This is a genomic window from Kitasatospora sp. NPDC048540, assembly GCF_040651175.1.
In the GTDB taxonomy this organism is placed as follows: Bacteria; Actinomycetota; Actinomycetes; order Streptomycetales; family Streptomycetaceae; genus Kitasatospora.
Window position 1 is genome coordinate 13,844 of the sequence record NZ_JBEZIR010000096.1, and the last position, 19,413, is coordinate 33,256.

Sequence of the window (19,413 nt, forward strand, 5' to 3'; positions counted from 1 at the left end):
TCCGCCGCCGGACGGTGGCGGTGGAAGGTCCTCGAAGGGTTCGTCGTCCCGGACGCTAACCGCGGCCGTCCGGCGCGGCCAGGGCCGGCCGAGGCCGTACCGGGCCCCGCCCGCCGCCCTGATTACACCTCAGCGACCCCCTCCCACCTGGGCGTTGGCTGGCCGCGGGACCCGCGCCGAGCGGCCTGCGGCCACGGTGACCGTAACCGGGCAGGGCGGACCGTACGGTATCGCCGCCGCCCGACCGTACGGTGATCCACCGATGCCGGCCGACCCACCCGCCTGTTTGGCTGCGGAGGACGAGTGCGGCACCCCCGGCCGGCCGGCGCCCAGGCCGAGGGCCGGGGCGCCGCCGAACCAAGGACCGGCCGCCCGGACGGCCCTGACACGGATGGTGGCGATGACCGAGCAGACAACTGCGGCCCCGCGGGAGGCCGGCCCGGCCGGCCGGCGGGAGCCCGCCGTCGCCGAGCCCGCCTTCCGGCCGCTGACGGCCGCCCAGCGGTACTGGTGGTGGCTGGACCGGAACCACCCGGAACTGCCGATCCACACCAGTCCGGTGTTCATGCGGCTGCGCGGCGCACTGGAGCTCCCCGTCCTGCGCTCGGCGCTCGCCGCGCTGTTCGCCGAACACCCCTCGCTGGGAGCGGTGTTCACCACCCGCGAAGGCGTGGCCGGCCAGGCGCCGGTGCCGGGCTGGTCGCCGCCGCTGTCGCTGGTCGACGCGGCCGGCGAGCCCGCGGTGGTCCTGGCCGAGCTGGCCGCACGGGAACGGCGGCGGCGCTTCGACCCGGCCGTGGCACCGGCCGCGCGTGCGGTGCTGGTGCGGTTCGCCCCGGACCACCACGTGCTGATGATCAGCACCCACCGGCTGCGCAGCGACGACCGCTCGCGCGCCGCCCTGCACGCCTCGCTGGTGCGGCACTACGCCGCCGGCGCCGGATCCGCCGCACCCTCCGCCCCCGCGCAGCCCGTCACCGCGCAGCCGTCCCGCGGCCGGCTCGACGAGGAGTACTGGCACGGGCTTCTGGCGGGTGCCCCGGCCCTGCTGGACCTGCCGGTCGACCGCCCGCAGCGCGACAACCACGACTTCCGCGGCGAACGCGAGACGGTGGAGCTCACCGCCGACCAGAGCGCCGCCCTGCGGTCGCTGGCGGCGGACGCCGGCTGCACCCCGTTCGACGTGCTGCTGGCCGCACTGCAGGTGGTCCTCGCCCGCCACACCCGGCAGCAGGCCTTCCTGGTCGGGACGGTCCACAGCCCGGCCGGCCGCCCGGCGGTCGGCCGCCACGACACCCTGCTGCCGCTGCGGGCCGACCTGCGCGGCCGCCCGACGGTGACCGAACTGCTCGGCCGGGTACGGGAGTCCCGCGCCGAGGCCGCCGCACACCCGGGCTTCCCGTACGACCGGCTGGCGGACGCCCTGGACTTCGCCCGCAGCCCCGGCCGGATGCCGCTGCTGCAGGTGGTGTGCTCACCGCAGCCGGCCGGCCCGCAGCCGGCGGACGCCGCCGGACTGCGGATCGAACTGCTGGACGGCGGCGAGGACCTGGCCCCGTTCGAGCTGGCCTGCCAGGTGGCCGAGACCGCCGCCGGGGTCCGGCTGACACTGACCTACCAGAGCAAGGTGTTCGACCGGGCCACCGTGGTCCGGCTCGCCGGGCACTGGCTGACCGTCCTGACCGCGATGGCCGCCGGGCCCGGCACGCCGGTGGACGAACTGCCCCTGCTGGCCGGCGCGGAACGGCAGCAGGCACTGGCCGGGTTCAACCGCACCCGCATCGACCTGCCCGACACCGAGGACGTGGCCCGCGCGGTCGCCCGGCACGCCGCCGAACGGGGCGGGGAACCCGCGGTCGAATGCGCCGGCCGCACCCTGACCTACCGCGAACTGGACCGCCGGGTGAACGCACTCGCCGGGCGGCTGCTGGAACGCGGCCTGCGGCCGGACACCCGGGTCGGCATCCTGCTGGAGCCGTCACCCGACTTCGTGGTGAGCGTGCTGGCGGTGCTGCGGGCCGGCTGCGCGGCCGTTCCGCTGGACGCCGACAGCCCGGCGCAGCGGCTGGCCCTGATGATCGGCGACTCGGCGGCCGCGCTGGTGCTCACCCAGCAGTCGCTGCTCCCCCGGCTGGCCGGCCTCGACTGCGCGGCGCTCCGCCTGGAGGACTGCGGCCTCGACGAGGCCGCCGGGCGCGAGGTGCCGGCCGTCGAGGTCCCGGTGCACCCGGACGGCCTGGCCTACGTCATCTTCACCTCGGGCTCGACCGGCCGCCCGAACGGGGTCGCCGTCAGCCACGGCAGCCTGCGCAACTACCTGGCCTGGGTGCGCGGCGTCCTGATCCCCGACCCGGACCCCGCCACCCCGGTGATCAGCCGGCTGACCTTCGACGGCGCGCTCAAGCAGCTGTTCACCCCGCTGCTCAACGGCCGGACCGCGTGGCTGCTGCCGACCGAGGTGGTCCGCGACCCGGCCGAACTCACCCGGCAGCTCGCCGGCCGCGGCACCGACGTGGTGGTCGGCTGCACCCCGTCGCTGTGCGAGGCGATCCTGGAGTTCGGCGACCCGGCCGCCCACCGGGCCCTGACCGGGCGGCTGAAGCGGTTCCTGCTCGGCGGGGAGCGGGTGGACCGCGAACTGGTCAACCGGATCCGGCGGGTGTTCCCGGACACCGAGGTGTGGAACGTCTACGGCCCCACCGAGACCACCGCCAACGCCTCCACCGCCAGGGTGGACCGCACCACGGGCGCCACCCCGATCGGCGGACCGGTCTGGAACTGCACCTACTACGTGCTCGACGAGCGGATGGAACCGGTCCCGGTCGGGGTGACCGGCGAACTCCACATCGGCGGCACCCCGGTCGCCCGCGGCTACACCGGCCGCGGCGACCTGACGGCGGAGCGCTTCGTCCCGGACCCGTTCGGCGAACGGCCGGGCGGTCGGCTGTACCGCACCGGCGACCTGGTGCGCCGCCTGCCCGGCGGCGCGGTGGAGTTCGTCGGCCGGCGGGACCACCAGGTCAAGATCCGCGGCATGCGGATCGAGCCCGGCGAGGTGGAGGCGGCGCTGCGGGAGCACCCGGGCGTCACCGAGGCGGTGGTGGTGGTCCGCACCGACGGACTCGGCACCCGCCTGGTGGCCTACCTGCGGGCCCGCACCGACGGCCCGTCCGAACGGGCGGTGCGCGGGTACCTGCGCGAGCGGCTGCCCGACTACCTGGTGCCCGCCGCCATCGAGGTCCTGGACTCCCTGCCGCACCTGTCCAACGGCAAGATCGACCGCAAGAGCCTGCCGGCGCCGCGCTCCGCGGTCGCCGCCGACCAGCTGCCGCGGACCGCCACCGAGCGCACCCTGGCCTCGGTCTGGGGCGAGGTGCTCGGGATCACCGAGCAGATCGGCGTGCACGCCGACTTCTTCGAGCTCGGCGGCCACTCGCTGCTCGCCGCCCGGGCCGCGGCCCGGCTCACCGCCGTCCTCGGCGTCCGGGTGACCGTCGGCACGCTGTTCGCCGCCCCGACCATCGCCAGGCTCGCCCCGCTGCTGGCCGGCCCCGGGGACGGCCGGACCGCCACCACACCCGTCGACAACTGACAAGGAGCCCCCAGATGAACGACCCCGGCCAGCGCGAGCACCGGCCGACGGCCACCGGCCTGATCGAACCACGCCGCACCAGCGGCCCGCTGCCGCTGTCGTTCGCGCAGGAGCGTCTGTGGTTCCTGGCCCAGCTGGAGCCCGAGTCCATCGCCTACCACGTGCCGATGGTCTCCGAGCTGACCGGCGACCTCGACGTGGCGGCCCTGGAGTGGTCACTGGGCCGGATCGTGCTGCGCCACGAGGCGCTGCGCACGGTCTTCGAGGAGACCCCGGACGGCCCCCGGCAACTCGTCCGGCCGTGGACCGGCTTCGACCTCCCGGTGGAGGACCTGCGCCACGCCGAGGACCAGGAGCAGGAGCTGGCCCGGGCCCAGGCCGAGCACGCCCGGACCCCCTTCGACCTGGCGGCCGGACCGCTGCTGCGCGGCCGGCTGCTGCGGCTCGGCGAACGCCGGCACCAGCTGCTGCTGTGCGTGCACCACATCGTCTTCGACGCCTGGTCGCACGGCGTCCTCAACCGCGAACTCAGCGCGCTGTACACCGCCCGGGTCCGCGGCACCGAGCCGGACCTGCCCGAACCACCGGTCCAGTACGGCGACTTCGCGCTCTGGCAGGCCGCCGGCCAGCCCGGCGAGGAGACCGCCGCGCTGCTGGACTACTGGAAGGTCCAGCTGGCCGGCGTCTCCCCCGTCCTGCAGCTGCCCACCGACCGGCCGCGCCCGGCCCTGCAGAGCTACCACGGCGACCTGTACGAGTTCGACCTCCCGCAGGAACTGGTCGACCGGCTGCGGGCGCTGCGCCGGACCCACCGGGTCACGATGTTCATGACCGTGCTGGCCGCCTTCCAACTGGTGCTCTCCCGGCACACCGGCCGCCGGGACTTCCTGCTGGGCGCCCCCTCGGCCAACCGCGGGCAGCCCGAACTCGACCAGCTGATCGGGTTCTTCGTGAACACCCTGGTACTGCGGGCCGACCTGCGCGACGACCCGACCTTCGCCGAGCTGCTGGAACGGGTCAGCGAGACCTGCCTGGGCGCCTTCGAGCACCAGGGCACCCCGTTCGAGCAGCTGGTGGAGGAGCTCGCCCCGGCCCGCGACCTCAGCTACAACCCGCTGGTGCAGGTGCTGTTCGCGTTCCAGGGCGACGACGGGGAGCAGCTCTCGCTGCCCGGGGTCGACCTGCGGACGGTCCGGCGCCAGGACGCGTCCGCCAAGTTCGACCTGACCCTCCGGGTCAAGATCGGCAGCGACCGCAGCCGGGCCGCCATCGCCTTCAACGCCGACCTGTTCGACCGCGGCACCGTCGCCCGGCTGGCCCACCACCTGCGCACCGCGCTGTCGGCCGCGGCGGCCGCGCCCGACACCAGGATCAGCGAGATCGAGATCCTGGACGAGGACGAGCGGCACCGCACCCTGGTGGAGTGGAACAGCTACGGCGGCGAGCTGGAGAGCGCCACCGCCCTGCACCTGCTGGTCGAACAGCAGGCCCGGCGCACCCCGGACGCCGTCGCGGTCCAGGACGGACAGCGGACCCTGACCTACCGGGCCCTCGACGAACGCGCCAACCGCGCCGCCTGGCTGCTGCGCGGGGCCGGGGTGACCACCGGCTCGGTGGTCGGGGTGTGCGCGCAGCGCTCGGTCGAGATGATCGTCGCGGTGCTGGGCGTGCTCAAGGCCGGCGCCGCGTACCTCCCGCTCGACCCGGACCACCCCGAGGCGCGGCTGCGCCACCTGCTCGAGGACGCCGCGGTACCGGCCGTGCTCGCCCAGGCCCGGTTCGCCGACCGGCTGGCCGCGGCCGCCGGGGACGGCGTGCCCGTACTGGCCCTCACCCCGGACGGCGACAGCCCGGCCGAGAAGTCCGCCCGCGGCGACGCCCCGGGGCTGCCGGTGCACCCCGACGGCCTCGCCTACGTGATCTACACCTCCGGTTCCACCGGCCGGCCCAAGGGCGTCGGCGTCGGCCACCGGGCGATCGTCAACAACCTGCTGTGGATGCAGCGGGACTGGCCGCTCGGCCCCGAGGACCGGCTGCTGCACAAGACCCAGTTCACCTTCGACGTCTCGGTCAAGGAACTGTTCTGGCCGCTGCTGGCCGGTGCCCGGCTGGTGATGGCGGACCCCGACGGCCACCGCGACCCCGCGTACCTGCGCGAGCTCATCGTCCGGGAGCAGATCACCGTCACCCACTTCGTGCCCTCGATGCTGCAGGCCTTCCTCTCCGAGCCCGGCGTCGAGGACTGCCGCAGCCTGCGGCTGGTGATGTGCGGCGCGGAGACCCTGACGGTCCGCCAGCGGGACGAGTTCTTCCGGCTGCTGTCCGCCGAACTGCTGCACCTGTACGGGCCGACCGAGGCCGCCATCGCGGTGACCGCGTGGACCTGTGAGCGCGACCCCGGGACCGTCCGCATCCCGCTCGGCCGCCCGATGCCGGGCTGCCGGATCTACGTCCTGGACGAGCGGATGCAGCCGGCCCCGGTCGGCGTCCCGGGCGAACTGCACATCGCGGGGACCCCGCTGGCGCTCGGCTACCTCGGGCAGGCCACCAGGACCGCCGAGTCCTTCGTCCCCGACCCGTTCGCCGACGTCCCGGGCGGCCGGCTCTACCGGACCGGCGACGTGGCCCGCTGGCGCCCGGACGGCCTGCTGGAGTTCATCGGCCGGGCCGACGCCCAGGTGAAGATCCGCGGCCTGCGGATCGAACCCGGCGAGGTGGAGACCGTGCTGCGCGGCGACCCGGCGGTCGAGGAGGCCGTCGTGCTGGTGCGCACCGACGGTCCCGCAGCCGTCGGCCCGCAGCTGGTCGCCTACGTCCGCGGCCGCGAGCCCGGCCGGGTGACCGCCGACTCGGTCCGCGCCTACCTGCGCGACCGGGTGCCCGACTACCTGGTGCCGGCCGCCGTCCTGGTGCTCGCCGACCTGCCGCGGCTGAGCAGCGGCAAGGTGGACCGCAACGCGCTGCCGCAGCCCGACTGGGACCGCAGCGGCCGGGACCGCACCGCACCGCGCACCGCGACCGAGCGCGAACTGCTCGCCATCTGGTGCGAGGTGCTGGGGATCACCGAGGCCGGGGTCCACGACAACTTCTTCGACCTCGGCGGCGACTCGCTGCTGAGCATCCAGGTGGTCGCCCGCGCCCGCCGCGCCCAACTCTCTTTCACCGTCCGGCACATGTTCCGCCACCAGACGGTCGCCGCGCTCGCCGCCACCCTGCAGGCCGACACCCCGGCCGGCGGCACCCCGGCCACCGCGCAGCCCGCCGCCGGCGGCGAGGTCCCGCTGACGCCCGGCCAGCACCGGCTGCTCCAGCAGCCGGCGACCGCCCTGACCGCCCGGGTCCGGGTCCTCGAACTGGCCGCGGAGGTCTCCGCCGGACAGCTCGCCGAGGCCCTGGCCGCCCTGACCGCCCGGCACGACGCACTGCGGATACGGGTGGAACGCTCCGGCACGGCCTGGCGCCAGACTCTGACCGAAGGCACACTGCCGGTACCGCTGCGGGTGGCCGGTCCCTCGGCGGACGGGCCGGCCGATCCGGCCGCCTCGGCGGCCGCCCTGCGCACGGCCGTCGACCCCGCCTCCGGGCAGCCGCTGCACGCGGCGCTGCACCCGCGCGACGGCCGGCCCTCCCTCCTGCTGCTGGCCGCCCACCCGCTCGCGGTGGACGAGGCCTCCTGGCCGGTCCTGCTCGCGGACCTGGCCGGGCTGCTCGCCGCAGCCGCCGACGGCCGGCCGGTGCCGCCACCCGTCGGCGGCCCGTCGTTCGCGGCCGGCGCGCAGGCGCTCGCCGACCACGCCCGCTCGCCGCAGGCCCGCACCGAAGCGCTCTACTGGACGGCCGCGGCGGCCGGCCCGGTGGCCGCGCTTCCCCTGGAACCGTCCGGGGAGCAGGACGGCCCCCGGACCGCCCGGCACTCGGTCCGGCTGGACCGCGCCGCCACCGCGGCGCTGACCGCCGCCGCCGGGACGCCCGGCCCCGACCCGGCCGACCTGCTGCTCACCGCGTTCCTGGACGCCGTCGCCGACTGGACCGGCGCCACCCGGCACCGGGTCGACCTGGAGGGCCGGGTCCGCGGGCCGGTCACGGGACTGCCGGACCTCGCGCGGACCGTCGGGCCGTTCGACGCCACCCACCCGCTCGACCTCGACCTCGGCGCCTCCCCGCGGATCGCCGACCGGCTGGCGGAGGTCCGGCGGCAGCGGGCGGCGGTGCCCGGGCACGGCCTCGGCCACGGTGTCCTGCGGCACCTGCGCAGTGACACCACTTCCCGTACCCTGCGCGCCGCCCGGCCCGCCCAACTCGCCTTCAGCTGCCCGCCGCTGGACCTGGCGGCCGGCCCGCAGGGGCCGCAGCTGCGTCCGGACCCGGCCGCCGCGCCCGATCCGGCGGAGGCGGACACCGGCCGGGCGCTGCGGCTGTCCATCCGGCTCGCCGACGGTGAGCCGGTGGCCGACTGGACCTACCGTGCGGACCTGATCCCGTCGGCCACCGTGCACCGGCTGGCGGCCCACTGGCAGGACGCGGTCCACCGCGCCACCGCGGCGGACGGCGAGGGCGTCGCGGACGGCGGGACCGACGAGGGCGTCGGCCCCGCGCGGACGGCGGCCGTCGCCGCCGGCCCCGACGAGGACGACCCGCTGCTGGTCCTGGCCGAACCCTCGCCCACCGCACCCAAGGTGGTCCTGATCCACCCGGTCGCCGGGCACCTGCGCGGATACACCGCCCTGGTACGGCGGCTCGGCGGCACGGTGTCGCTGTACGGCATGCTGGCACCCGGGCTGGCCGGGGAGTGCGCGCCGCTGGAGAGCGTCCCGGCGATGGCCGAGCGATACGTCTCCGCGCTGCACCGCAACGGCATCACCGGCCCGTACCGGCTGGTCGGCTGGTCCTTCGGCGGCCTGGTGGCCTTCGAGATGGCCTCGCAGCTGACCGCGGCCGGCCACCGGGTCGCGCTGACCGCGACCATCGACTCGGCCGCCCCGGCCACCGCGACGATCACCGACGAACGGGCGATCGGCCTGCTGTTCGCCGAGGAGGCGGCCCGGGCGGTGCCCGGCGGCGCGGCGCGGCCGGTGTCGGAGCAGAACCTGGACGGCCTGGACGGCGAGGGGATCGCGCTGCTGGTCGCCCGGATGCTGGCGCACTCGCGCGGCGAGCAGGGCGAGGACTGGCTGCCCGAGGTCCGCAGCCTCTACCAGGTCTACCGGGCCAACATGCTGGCCGCGGCGGCCTACCGGCCCGCCGTCTACCCGGGCGACCTGCTGTCCGTGGTGTGCCCGCCGGGCGAGGACGAGCCCGACCGGACGGCCGACTGGCCGCGGTTCGCCGCCGGGACGGTCTCCCGGCTCGAGATCCCCGGCGACCACCACAGCGTCGTCGAGGAGCCGGATGTCGCGCGGCTCGCGGACATCCTTGTGACCCGTATCGGTGAGTGAACGAGAGAACCCGAGGTGAGATAGCAGTGTGGGCCGACAGCAGTGACGAGGACGACCGGCAGTACAAGGTCGTCGTCAACCAGGAGGAGCAGTACTCGATCTGGCCGAGCGGGAAGGACAACGCCCCCGGCTGGCGGGACGCCGGCAAGGACGGCAGCAAGCAGGAGTGCCTCGCGCACATCCAGGCGGTCTGGACCGACCTCCGGCCGGCCGGCCTGCGGCGGCACCTGGACGCCCTCGCGGAGGAGTGATCGCGGTCCGGTCCGGGCCAGGTCCGAACCCCGCAGCACCTCCGCGGGGCCGGGACCGGGCCCGGACCGACCGGGCGCACCCCACGGCCGGAGGCCGGTGACGACGGCCCGGGCACGGCCGAGCGGCCGAAGCCCGGCGCGGGCACCGCGCACGCCCCACCCGCGAACGGCCGCACGCACCACGGCCGGAGGCCGCTTGCAGCAGGCCGGACTCAACCCGAGCACCCGTTGTCCACCCCACGGCCGGAGGCCGGGGCGTCGGCGGCCCGGGCACAGCCCAACGGCCGAAGCCCGGCGCGGGCACCGCGCACGCCCCACCCGCGAACGGCCGCACGGAGGCCGGGTGGTGGTGGAGGAGGGCGCCTCAGGCGGGCAGGCCGCCCGCGGTGCGATCCCGGCCGGACCGGAGACGTCGGACCCGGTGTCCGGTGCCCGGCGTTCCTCGCCCGAAAGGGCGCGGGCCGCGGGCCGACCGTGTGCCGGCCGCGGGCCGGGCTAGCCGATGCCGGTGCTGCTGGCCCAGGCGGCGACCTCGGCCCGTGAGTGCAGGCCGAGCTTGGTACGGACGTGGTCCACATGGGTGTCGACGGTCCGCGGCGAGATCACGAAGGCGCGGGCGATCTTCACACTGGTCATCCCCTTGGCCACCATCCGGACCACCTCCAGCTCGCGGGGGCTGAGCACCGCGGCGCCGGGCGCCGGACGCCGGCGGACCTCGTCCGCGGCGACGTCGAGCGCCTCCCGCAGGGACATGGCCGTCCCGTGCTCCCAGTGCTCCAGGGCCTGGCGCTCGCCGAGCAGCCGCCAGGCGGCGGCCAGTCCCGGGTCCGGGCGCCATCCGGCGGCGCCGGTGTCCGCACGGCCCGGGGCCCGGGCGGCGGCCTGGGCGCCGGCCAGTTCCAGGGCGCGGGCGTGGCGTCCTTCGGCGGCCCGCAGCCGGGCCCTGGCCCCGATCAGCGCGGCGGCCATCGCGTCGTCGCCGCACCCGGCGACCGCCGCGGTGGCCTCGGCGAGCAGCTGACGGCCGGACGGGTCACCGGTGCGTCCCTCGGCGGCCAGCGCCCGCCAGGCCAGGGCGAAGGCCGCACCGGCCTCGTCGCCGGCCGCGCGGTAGAGCGCCGAGGCGGCGCACAGCTCGGGCTCCGCCGCCTCGTACCCGCCGTCGCCGCCCGCCAGCAGGTGGCTGACGGCCAGCGCGCAGCGGGCGAGCGCCTCCTCGACGGTGCGGGCGGCGGCGGCGAGTTCCGGGACCAGCCGGTTCAGTTCGGCGCGGGCCCGCTCGTGGTCGCCCTCCAGGACGGCGAGGACGGCCGGGGGCAGCGGGCCGGTCCGGGCGGCCGGGTGCTCCAGCCAGTGGCGGGCGGCCCGCAGGTCCGCGGCGTACCGGTCGGCGGGTGCCGGCGGGCGGGTTCCGAAGGGGCGGGTGGCGATGTAGCGGGCTGCGCTCTCGTGCCGCAGCCAGTACCGGACCATCACCTCGGCGATCCGGGCGGCCCGGGCCGGGTCGGCGTGGGTCGCGCGGCGCAGGGCGGCGGTGAGGTTCTCGCTCTCCTGGCCGAGCAGGGCGAGCGCGGCGAGGTCGTCGCCGCCGTCGAACGCGGCGGCGATCCGCTCCGCGAGCCAGCCGCACCATTCGGTGTGGGTGGCGGCGGCCTCCTCGTGGCCGCCGGTGCGGTGCAGGTTCTCGACCGCGAGGTGGCGCACCGGTGTGGGCAGCCGGAACCAGTCCTGGGTGCGCGTGACCAGGTGCTTGTCGACCAGTTCGGTCAGCAGGTCAACCGGGGAGCGGGTGGTGCCGGGGCGCCGGGCGCACACCACCTCGACCGCCGCCAGGGTGAAGTCACCTGCGAACACCCCGAGTTGGTCGAGCAGTTCGCGGGCGGGGCCGGACAGCAGTGCGAGGCTGTGGTCGAGGCTGGCGCGCAGGCTGTGCTGGTGCGGGCGGGCGGTGCGGTAGCCGCGGGTGAGCAGGTCCAGGCACTGGTCGAGCCGGTCGGCGATGTCCGCGACCGGGAGCACGGCGGTGAGCGAGGCGGCCAGTTCGATGGCGAGCGGGTTGCCGTCCAGGCCGCGGCAGATCCGTACCACGCAGGCGGCGTTGGCGGCGGTCAGGTGCACGCTGCGGCCCGCGCTGCGGGCGCGGTCCAGGAACAGCCGGACGGCGTCCGAGGCGTGCAGCACCTCGAGGTCGGGCAGCCCTTCGGGGACGGGTGGCAGCGGCAGTCCGGCCACCGGGTGGACCAGTTCCCCGCCGGTGCGCAGGGCTTCGCGGCCGGTGGTCAGCAGGTGCAGGCCGGGGTGTTCGGCGAGCAGGGTGGCCGCCAGCCGGGCGCAGGACTGCACGGCGTGCTCGCATCCGTCGACCACCAGCAGGACCGGCCCGCCCGCGGTGCGGGCACCGGCGATCCGGCGGGCGACCTCCGCGGTGTCCGCCAGTTCCTCGGGGGTGAGCAGGCCGGCGAAGGTGAAGCGGCCCTCGGCGAGGCGCCGGGCCACCCGCAGGGCGATCCGGGACTTCCCGGTGCCGCCGACGCCGACGAGGGTCACCAGGGAGCGTGCGGTCACCGCCTGGCAGATCCGCTCGATGTCCTCGTCGCGGCCGAAGAACTCGTCGAGTTCGCCGGCCGTCCCGGCGGGCAGGCTGGGTGCTGTGGGCATCGTCGGCCTCATCTCTTGCTTGCCGCCCGTACGAAGCGCGGCGGCCCGACCGGGTTCGGGTGTGGGGTGATCGGTGGGCGGGGGGGGTTCGGTGCGCCGCGGCGGCGGGTGACCCCGGGCAGGGCGAGGACCGGCCGGTCGACGGCGGTCGACCGGCCGGTGGTGGTGCCCGGTGCCCGGGCCGTGGTGGGCGGGCCTGCCCGGTGCTGGTGGCGGGCGGGCCCGGCGGGGGTCAGGCGGTGGCCACCTTCTCCTGGGCCGCCTCGACGTGCGGGAGTTCGGCGTGCCGCAGGGCGGGCATCCGCCAGGCGATCAGCAGGGCGCCGACGATGCACAGCAGGCCGCCGGAGACGATCGAGACCGCCTCGCCGGCGGCGGCGGCGACCGCTCCGGCCTCCGCGTTGCCGAGGGCGGGGGCGCCGTTGGTCTGGGCCAGCCACAGTCCGCTGAGCCGGCCCCGCATGCCGTCCGGGGTGAGCAGTTGGAGCAGGGTGCCGCGGAGGATCTCCGACACCACGTCGGCGATCCCGGCCACCACCAGCAGGGCGAGGGCCAGCGGCAGTGACCTCGCCAGGCCGAACAGGGCGATGGCCGCGCCCCACACACAGACCGCCCACAGCACGATCGGTCCGGGCCGGCGGACCTTCCCGGTCCAGCCGCTGGCGGCGGCCCCGATCAGGGCGCCGGCGCCGGGGGCCGCGTAGAGCAGGCCGACCGCGACCGAGCCGCCGTGGAACAGTCCGGTGCCGAGCGAGGGGAAGAGGGCCTTGGGCATGCCGAAGACCATCGCGCTCATGTCGATCATGAGCACCGAGCCGACCGCCTTGTTGTCGCGGACGTAGCGCAGGCCCTCGGCCAGCGCCCGCCAGCCGGGCCGGGACGAGCCCTCGCCCGGCCGCTGGGCGGGGAGGGCGAACAGGGTCAGCACGTAGACCCCGAAGGTGGCGGCGTCGATCCAGAACGCCGCGGCGAGGTCGACCTTGGCGATCAAGAGGCCGGCCAGGGCCGGGCCGACCAGGCCTGCGGTGGTGTTCAGGGTGGAGGTGAGCGCCACCGCGGAGGAGTACAGCGCCGGTCCCACCAGCTCCGGGATCATCGCGGTCCGGGCCGGTGCGCCGAGGCCGGTGAGTCCGCCCTGCACCATGGTGAGCAGGTAGATCAGCCACAGCTGGGGGTGGGCGGCGCCGGCGTTCAGGGCCAGTCCGACCGAGAACAGCGCCAGCGGCACCTGGGTCCACAGCAGGACCTTGCGGCGGTCGGCGCCGTCGGCCAGGGTGCCGCCGTACAGCATGCCGGCGACCATCGGGAAGCCGCCGGCGATGCTGATCAGGCCGACCGCGAGGGCCGAGCCGGTGATCGCGTAGACCTGGACCGCGGTACCGACGGTGGTGATGCTGCTGCCCACCACCGACACCAGGCGGCCGACGAACAGATGGCGGAAGCCCTTGTTCCGCCGCAGCGGCGAGCTGTCCAGGACCAACGATCCAAGCTTCATGCGTACTCCCGACCCGACGGTCTCTCAGTGGTGGCTGCGGCTCAGCTGAACTGCCGGAACATCGCGTCCGGGATGATCGGCTGGTGGTAGGTGCACTCCCCCGACAGGACGGTCGAGCCGTGCAGCCGGGAGAGCGGGATGAGCAGCTTGTCGCCGGCGTTCAGCTCTATCTTGTGGGTGACGTTGTTCCAGAAGTGCATCTGGCCGGACTCGATGACCACCAGCCGGTGCTCGTCGTGCACGTGGGTGGTCGAGGTGACCTCCCAGGACTCCACGAAGGTGTCCAGGTCGATCTCCAGGCCCTGGTCGTCGATGTGCTGCTGGATCCGCTCGGCGGTGCGCTGGTGCTGCTCGATGCTGTCGGCCCAGGTCAGCTGTGCGGCGAGGTCCTCGTCCCACTGGCCGGCGAGCCGGGCGGCGTCGGCGAGGCCGGTCTCGGCCTGCTCGATCACGGTGGGCCCGTAGCGCGCGCACAGCGGCGCGAGCAGGGTGTCCACCAGCTCGCCGAGTTCCTGGCGGGTGACCGTGCGCAGCTCCTCGAAGTACCCGGGGCGGGTCCCGAGGGTGTCCTGGAGGGTCTGCGCGTACGGCTCGCGGGTGGCCGCGGTGTCGAGCAGGTGGAACAGCAGCGCGCCGAGGAAGGCGGCCGGCCGCCGCCGGTCGAGGGCCAGGTGGTGCAGGTGGTTCCCGCGGGCAAAGGAGGAGTTGAGGGACAGCTGCCAGTACGCGGCCGGGGCCGGCCGGAGCTCGGCGGCGGCCAGCAGTGCGGCGTACCGGTCGGCGTCCTGGACCCACCGCTGGTGGTGGGAGAGCAGGGCGGTCCGCAGTCCGGGGTGGGCGAGTGTGAACTCGCCGAGGGCGGCGGTGGCCAGCGCGGCGGCGGCGGCCGGTTCGAAGGCGCCGTACTGCAGCAGCAGGAAGGTCCCGGCCTCCCGCCGTCCCCGGGCGGCGCGGGCGGCGGCGAAGGCCGCACCCGGCTCGGCCGAGCGGCGGTCGTACTGCTCCAGGACGCGGGCGCGCAGGGCGTCCAGGGTGGGGCGGCCCGGCTCCGGGCGCTGCTGTTCCAGGTGGGTGAACAGGTGGCGTTCGAGGACCGGCCGGGCCAGTTGGGCCAGCACCCGGCTGCGGGTGGAGTAGTACGCGTCCCGGTCGCGGGTGACCGCGGGGTCCTCCTGCGGGGGCAGCAGCAGCTGGTCGAGGTCGTAGACGTTGCGCAGCATGCGGTGGCCGAGCAGCCCGCTGAGCTTGAGGGCGTTCTCGGCCCGCATCGGCACGCCGTAGTCGAGCCAGCCGAGGTCGTCCGGGCGGACCGGGCGGCGGAAGGGGTTGTCCTCGCAGGTCAGCTCGCTCCACTCGGCGGCCCGGAAGGCCGGGTTCGCGGCGAAGGCCTTGACGACCGCGTTGTGGTCGTTCGGGTCCGGAAGGTCGACGAGGTCGTGCCAGGAGTCGTTCATGCCGAATCTCTCCACTTTCTCGGTAAATGGCCGCCGAATGGCGCCCCGGTGGCGGAACGTCAGTGCTGGAACGGGCAGGTCTCGAACGCCTCGCCGTCGTCCTCGGCGATGAAGTACTGCCGCCATTCGAAGTTCGAAGGATCGCCGTAGTCACCCATCGCCGGGTGCGGCGCCGCGGTGTCCCATTTCCGCAGGCGGTCGCGGATCCGGCGGCGGGCGACGATTCCGCTGGGGGTGCCGCCCTCGATTCCGTGGAAGACGTTCCGCGGCTGGAACAGCAGGACCAGGTTCGCGCCCAGGCTGCGCGACTGGCGGAGTTCGTGGGTCGGCGCCGCGGCGAAGACGAACATCGGGGTGCCGTGGAAGCTGAACTCCCACGCCGGGTCGTCGGTCTTCTCCGGGAGGTCGGCCGGCCAGGGCTCGGTGTCGGCGTCGTGCAACTGCTGCAGCACCGACCAGAACAGCTCGCCGTAGCCCTGGTGGTCGAGCGGGGTGTCCCCGGCGGCGACGAACGCGGCCAGCACCTTCCGGCGCTCCGGGGTGGGCGCGACGTGGTCGAGGAACGCGGCCAGCGGCGCGGCGAGGTCCTTCGGCCGGGCGGGGTCCACCCGGGTGACGAACAGTTCGCGCTGTTCCAGGGCGCGGCGCCCGAAGTGGCACGGGTACTCCCGGGCCCCGACATTCTCCTTGAATACGGCGAGCGCCTTCGTGAACCACTCGGGTTCATCGGAGAAACCGTCGCCGGAGACCGGGTCGAGTATCCGGACGCCCAGTTCCGCGAGGGTTGCAAGCTCATCGGTGCGGGCAGTAGCGGTGGTCGAATTCATCACGCCCCCAGAGTCTCTACGTGACACCGCGAAACGCACGGAAAGGTGCGTTGCAGGCGGTCGGGAAGAGCAATCGCTCTCCGCACGGATTTCGAACGATACTGCAGGCCCGTTCCGGTGAGAAGCAATCACCATTCGGTCCCGGGCCGGCGGGCGGCCATTGTCCCGCCGGCGGGACGGAAAGGCGGTACGCATCCTTCCGGAAAGGTCAGCGGGCGGCCTTGATCCGGTCGGAGGCGCGTTTGTTGTACGCCATCAGCACGGTCACCACGGCGACCAGGGCGATGTCGATGAGGGCCGCGGACTGCATCGCGCGGGCGTAGCTCGCGCCGGAGGTCCCGCCGGTCATCACGGCCGGTCCCGCGATGGCGTAGAAGACCGCCCCCACGATCGAGACACCTGCCGAACTGCCGAACTGCTGGGCGGTGTTGAGCACGCCCGCACCCACCCCGGCCTGCTGCGGCTTGACCGCGACGAGCGAGGCGCCGATCAGCTGCGGCAGCACGGCGCCGTTGCCCGCGCCCGCCAGCATCAGGGCGATCACGATGCCGGCGACCGGCAGGTCCGCGCCGGAGACCGCGAGTTGGACCACCAGGGCGAGCAGGCCGAGCGCCGTGAGCAGACCGCCGGCGACCACCACCTTCAGGCCGTAGCGCGGCACGATCCGGAACGACACCAGCGCACTGGCGGAGAACATCACCGCGCTGGAGGTGACCACCAGGCCCGCGTGCAGCGGCGAGTAGCCGCGGCCGACCTGGAGGAACTGGGACAGCGCGAACATGAAGCTGGCGAAGTAGGCCAGGAAGGCCGCGCCGGCCACCACACCGGAGGTGTACGAGCGCACCCGCAGCAGCGACAGGTCCAGCACCGGGCTGCCGCCGCGCTCGCGCAGCACCCACTGCCAGCGCAGGGTCAGCGCGCCGACCGGCAGCGAGAGCACCATGCAGATCCAGGTCCAGGCCGGCCAGCCGGAGTTGCCGCCCATGGACAGCGGCACCAGCAGCAGGGCGAGGGCGGCGGCGACGCCGAGGGCGCCGAGCGGGTCGAGCCGCTGGCGGCGCGGCGGGGCCAGCACCGGCAGGTGGCGCAGCGCGAGCGGCACGGCGACGGCCGCGACCAGGACGTTGACCAGGAAGATCACCCGCCAGCCGAGCCCCCACAGGTCGGCGTCGAGCATCAGCGCGCCCAGGATGTTGGCGGACAGCGAGCCGAGGCCGCCGGCCACGCCGAACCAGGCCAGTGCCTTCGGGCGGCGCTCGGGCGGGAAGGTCGCGGTGATGGTGGCGAGCACCTGCGGGACCATCAGCGCGGCGGTGAAGCCCTGCAGCAGGCGGGCGGCGACCAGCTGCCAGGGCTCCTGGGCGATCCCGCACAGCAGCGAGGCGGCGGCGAAGGCCACCATGCCCGCCAGGTAGAGCCGCCGGTAGCCGTAGAGGTCACCGAGCCGGCCGCCGGTGATCAGGCCGCTGGCGTAGGCGAAGGCGTAGCCGCCGACGATCAGTTCCAGCATGACGGGCCCGGCGTGCAGGTCCCGGGAGACGGCCGGCGCCGCCACGTTCACCACGAAGAAGTCGAACTGGGCCATGAACAGGGCCACCAGTAAGACGGCCAGCATCGGCCCCGAGCCGGCCGCCGCGACGGGCGCCTGGGCCCCTGCGGCCGGCGCCGCGGCCGGACGGGCCGCGTTCGTGCTGCTCATCAGTCACACCCTCTGTTCCTAATCGTGGACACGAGATGTATTGAATATATTGCGGACACTAGTCATCCACAACAGGGCTGTCTAGACTCGGCCCCGTGAAGATGTCGCAAGGAGTCGAGTGGGGCCTGCACTGCGCCACCCTGCTGGCCCAGGTCCCGGACGGCGCACTGGTGCGGCGGGAGAAGCTCGCCCAGCACTACGGGCTGCCCGAGCCGTACCTCGCCAAGCACCTGCAGGCCCTGGTCCGCGCCGACGTGCTGCGCGCGGTGTCCGGCCCGCGCGGCGGCTACGGACTGGCCCGCGCCCCCGAGCTGATCAACGCGCTCGACGTGGTCGAGGCCATCGAGGGCTCGGCGCCCGCGTTCACCTGCAAGGAGATCCGGCAGGCCGGGACCGGCGCGCTCAGCCCCGAACAGTGCCTGCGGCCCTGCGTGATCAACTCGGTGATGACCCAGGCCGACAACGCCTGGCGCTCCTCCCTGCGCTCCGTCACCATCGCCGACCTCACCCACCGGCTGCCGAAGTGGGTCAGGAAGCACAACGTCGACGTGCTGACCGAGGGCGCGTAGCCACAGCCCGGCCGGGATCCCGGCCCACCGGCCGCGTCGGACGCCGCCCGGACACCGTCCGCCGCCGACGCGCGCCCCACCCATGCCCGAAAGGACCTCGACGACCATGCGGATCCCCCCGTGCTAGCCCGCCGCGGCCACGCCGTCGTCATCGGCGCCGGCCCCGCCGGACTGCTGGCGGCCGGGGTGCTGGCCGACTCCTTCGGCTGGGTCACCGTGCTGGAACAGGACCGCGTCCCGGCCGGCCCGACCGGTGTCCGCACCCTGCCCGGAGCACCGCACACCCTGGACCCCGGCTGCCGGGAGGCCCTCGACCGTCTCCTGCCCGGCCTCGTCGAGACCCTCCAGCAGGGCGGCGCCCCGGTCGGCGACATCCTCGGGAACTGCCGCTGGTACCTCGGCGGACGGCGGCTGGAGCCGCGACCTGCCGGACGGCTCGCCCTGACGGTCGGCCCGCAGGCCCTCGACCGCGCACTGCGCCGGCGGCTGCGCGACCTGCCCGGCGTGGGCATCGTCGACAGCTCCACCGTCACCGGACTGCTCACCACCGCCGACCGCCGGCAGGTCACCGGGGTCCGGGTACTCCCCCACGAGGAACGCGAACAGACCGTGGAGGCCGACCTCGTGGTCGACGCCTCCGCCACCGCCGCCCGCAGCCCAGGCTGGCTGTCCGGCCTCGGACTGCCCCAGCCCCGGCCCGTCCGCCCGCCCTGGGGCATCAGCACGGTGAGCCGGCGCTACGGCCTGGCGGCCGCTCCTCCCGGCGCGGAACTCGCCCTGGTGGTGGCACCGACCGGACAGGTCCCCCGGACCGGCACGCTGGCCCGCGAGGAGAACGGCCGCTGGACCCTCACACTCGGCAGCCTGGCCGGCGACCTGCCGCACGGCCCCGACCACGACGCACTGCTGCGCTTCGCCTGCACCCTCGCCGCACCCGACATCTACGAGGCGCTGCGCGGCGCCCGCCCGCTGGCGGACGCCGCCCCGGTGGCCGTCGCGGCGGGCCTGCGCTGGCACCACCGCGGCCTGCACCGCCTCCCGCCGGGACTGCTGGTCCTGCCCCGGGCGGCCGCCCCGCACGGCCCCGGGTACGACCCGGTCAACTCCCGGACGGTGGGCCAGGCCGTCCTGACCGCCCTGGCGCTGCGCCGCTGCCTGGCGGAGCAGGGCACCCGCGCCCTGGCGCAGCGGTTCCGGCGCGAGCTCCGCCGGGCGACCGGCGGCGCGCCGGGCGGATCGGCCGGCTACATCCCGCAGGTCACCGCGGCGCTGCGGCAGCTGCCGCCGGCCACCCGCCTGCGCCACCGGGCGCTGGACCTGGCCCAGCCCGCGGCGGGCTCGGGCGCCGAGAACCCGCCGAGCGGCTGCCGCTTCCGCACCCGCTGCTGGAAGGCCCAGGACGTCTGCTCCACCCAGGAGCCGCCGCTGGTCGC

The 19,413-nt window shown here is 75.3% G+C and carries 10 protein-coding genes; 5 read left to right on the forward strand and 5 right to left on the reverse strand.

Going from position 1 to position 19,413, the window contains the following annotated elements; translation table 11 throughout:
• Positions 1-400: 400 nt before the first annotated feature.
• From AB0D08_RS29450 to AB0D08_RS29460, 3 genes are read left to right on the forward strand one after another with little or no spacing between them, the layout of a single operon-like run.
• Positions 401-3,592, forward strand: a complete 3,192-nt coding sequence (locus tag AB0D08_RS29450) for an amino acid adenylation domain-containing protein (protein ID WP_359893096.1) — start codon at positions 401-403, stop codon at positions 3,590-3,592.
• A 14-nt stretch (positions 3,593-3,606) separates the two neighbouring features.
• Positions 3,607-9,027: an amino acid adenylation domain-containing protein gene (locus AB0D08_RS29455; RefSeq protein ID WP_359893099.1), complete on the forward strand. Its 5,421-nt coding sequence runs from the start codon at positions 3,607-3,609 to the stop codon at positions 9,025-9,027.
• Between the two features lie 26 nt (positions 9,028-9,053).
• Positions 9,054-9,278, forward strand: a complete 225-nt coding sequence (locus AB0D08_RS29460) for an MbtH family NRPS accessory protein (RefSeq protein WP_199520312.1) — start codon at positions 9,054-9,056, stop codon at positions 9,276-9,278.
• Between the two features lie 495 nt (positions 9,279-9,773).
• Here AB0D08_RS29460 and AB0D08_RS29465 read toward each other — a convergent pair whose 3' ends face one another.
• The 5 genes from AB0D08_RS29465 to AB0D08_RS29485 all read right to left on the reverse strand — a co-directional run bounded on the left by AB0D08_RS29465 (position 9,774) and on the right by AB0D08_RS29485 (position 17,411).
• The gene (locus AB0D08_RS29465; protein WP_359893102.1) at positions 9,774-11,936 is read right to left on the reverse strand and encodes a LuxR C-terminal-related transcriptional regulator; all 2,163 of its coding nucleotides are present in this window, start codon (positions 11,934-11,936) and stop codon (positions 9,774-9,776) included.
• Positions 11,937-12,168: 232 nt separating this feature from the next.
• Complete coding sequence (locus AB0D08_RS29470; RefSeq protein WP_051812184.1) at positions 12,169-13,431, reverse strand: MFS transporter; 1,263 nt, start codon at positions 13,429-13,431, stop codon at positions 12,169-12,171.
• Between the two features lie 41 nt (positions 13,432-13,472).
• Positions 13,473-14,885, reverse strand: a complete 1,413-nt coding sequence (locus AB0D08_RS29475; RefSeq protein ID WP_359893105.1) for a hypothetical protein — start codon at positions 14,883-14,885, stop codon at positions 13,473-13,475.
• A 59-nt stretch (positions 14,886-14,944) separates the two neighbouring features.
• A complete protein-coding gene (locus tag AB0D08_RS29480) occupies positions 14,945-15,712 on the reverse strand; it encodes a YqcI/YcgG family protein (RefSeq protein ID WP_051812181.1) in 768 nt (255 codons plus the stop codon).
• Between the two features lie 208 nt (positions 15,713-15,920).
• Positions 15,921-17,411: an MFS transporter gene (locus AB0D08_RS29485; RefSeq protein WP_359893108.1), complete on the reverse strand. Its 1,491-nt coding sequence runs from the start codon at positions 17,409-17,411 to the stop codon at positions 15,921-15,923.
• A 101-nt stretch (positions 17,412-17,512) separates the two neighbouring features.
• Between AB0D08_RS29485 and AB0D08_RS29490 the strand changes: the two genes are divergently transcribed.
• Both AB0D08_RS29490 and AB0D08_RS29495 read left to right on the forward strand, forming a co-directional pair.
• Positions 17,513-17,980, forward strand: coding sequence for an Rrf2 family transcriptional regulator (locus tag AB0D08_RS29490; RefSeq protein WP_149038093.1), 468 nt, complete (start codon positions 17,513-17,515; stop codon positions 17,978-17,980).
• Between the two features lie 120 nt (positions 17,981-18,100).
• Positions 18,101-19,413, forward strand: a 1,313-nt coding sequence (locus tag AB0D08_RS29495; RefSeq protein ID WP_359893111.1) for a hypothetical protein, incomplete at its 3' end; no start/stop codon positions are given.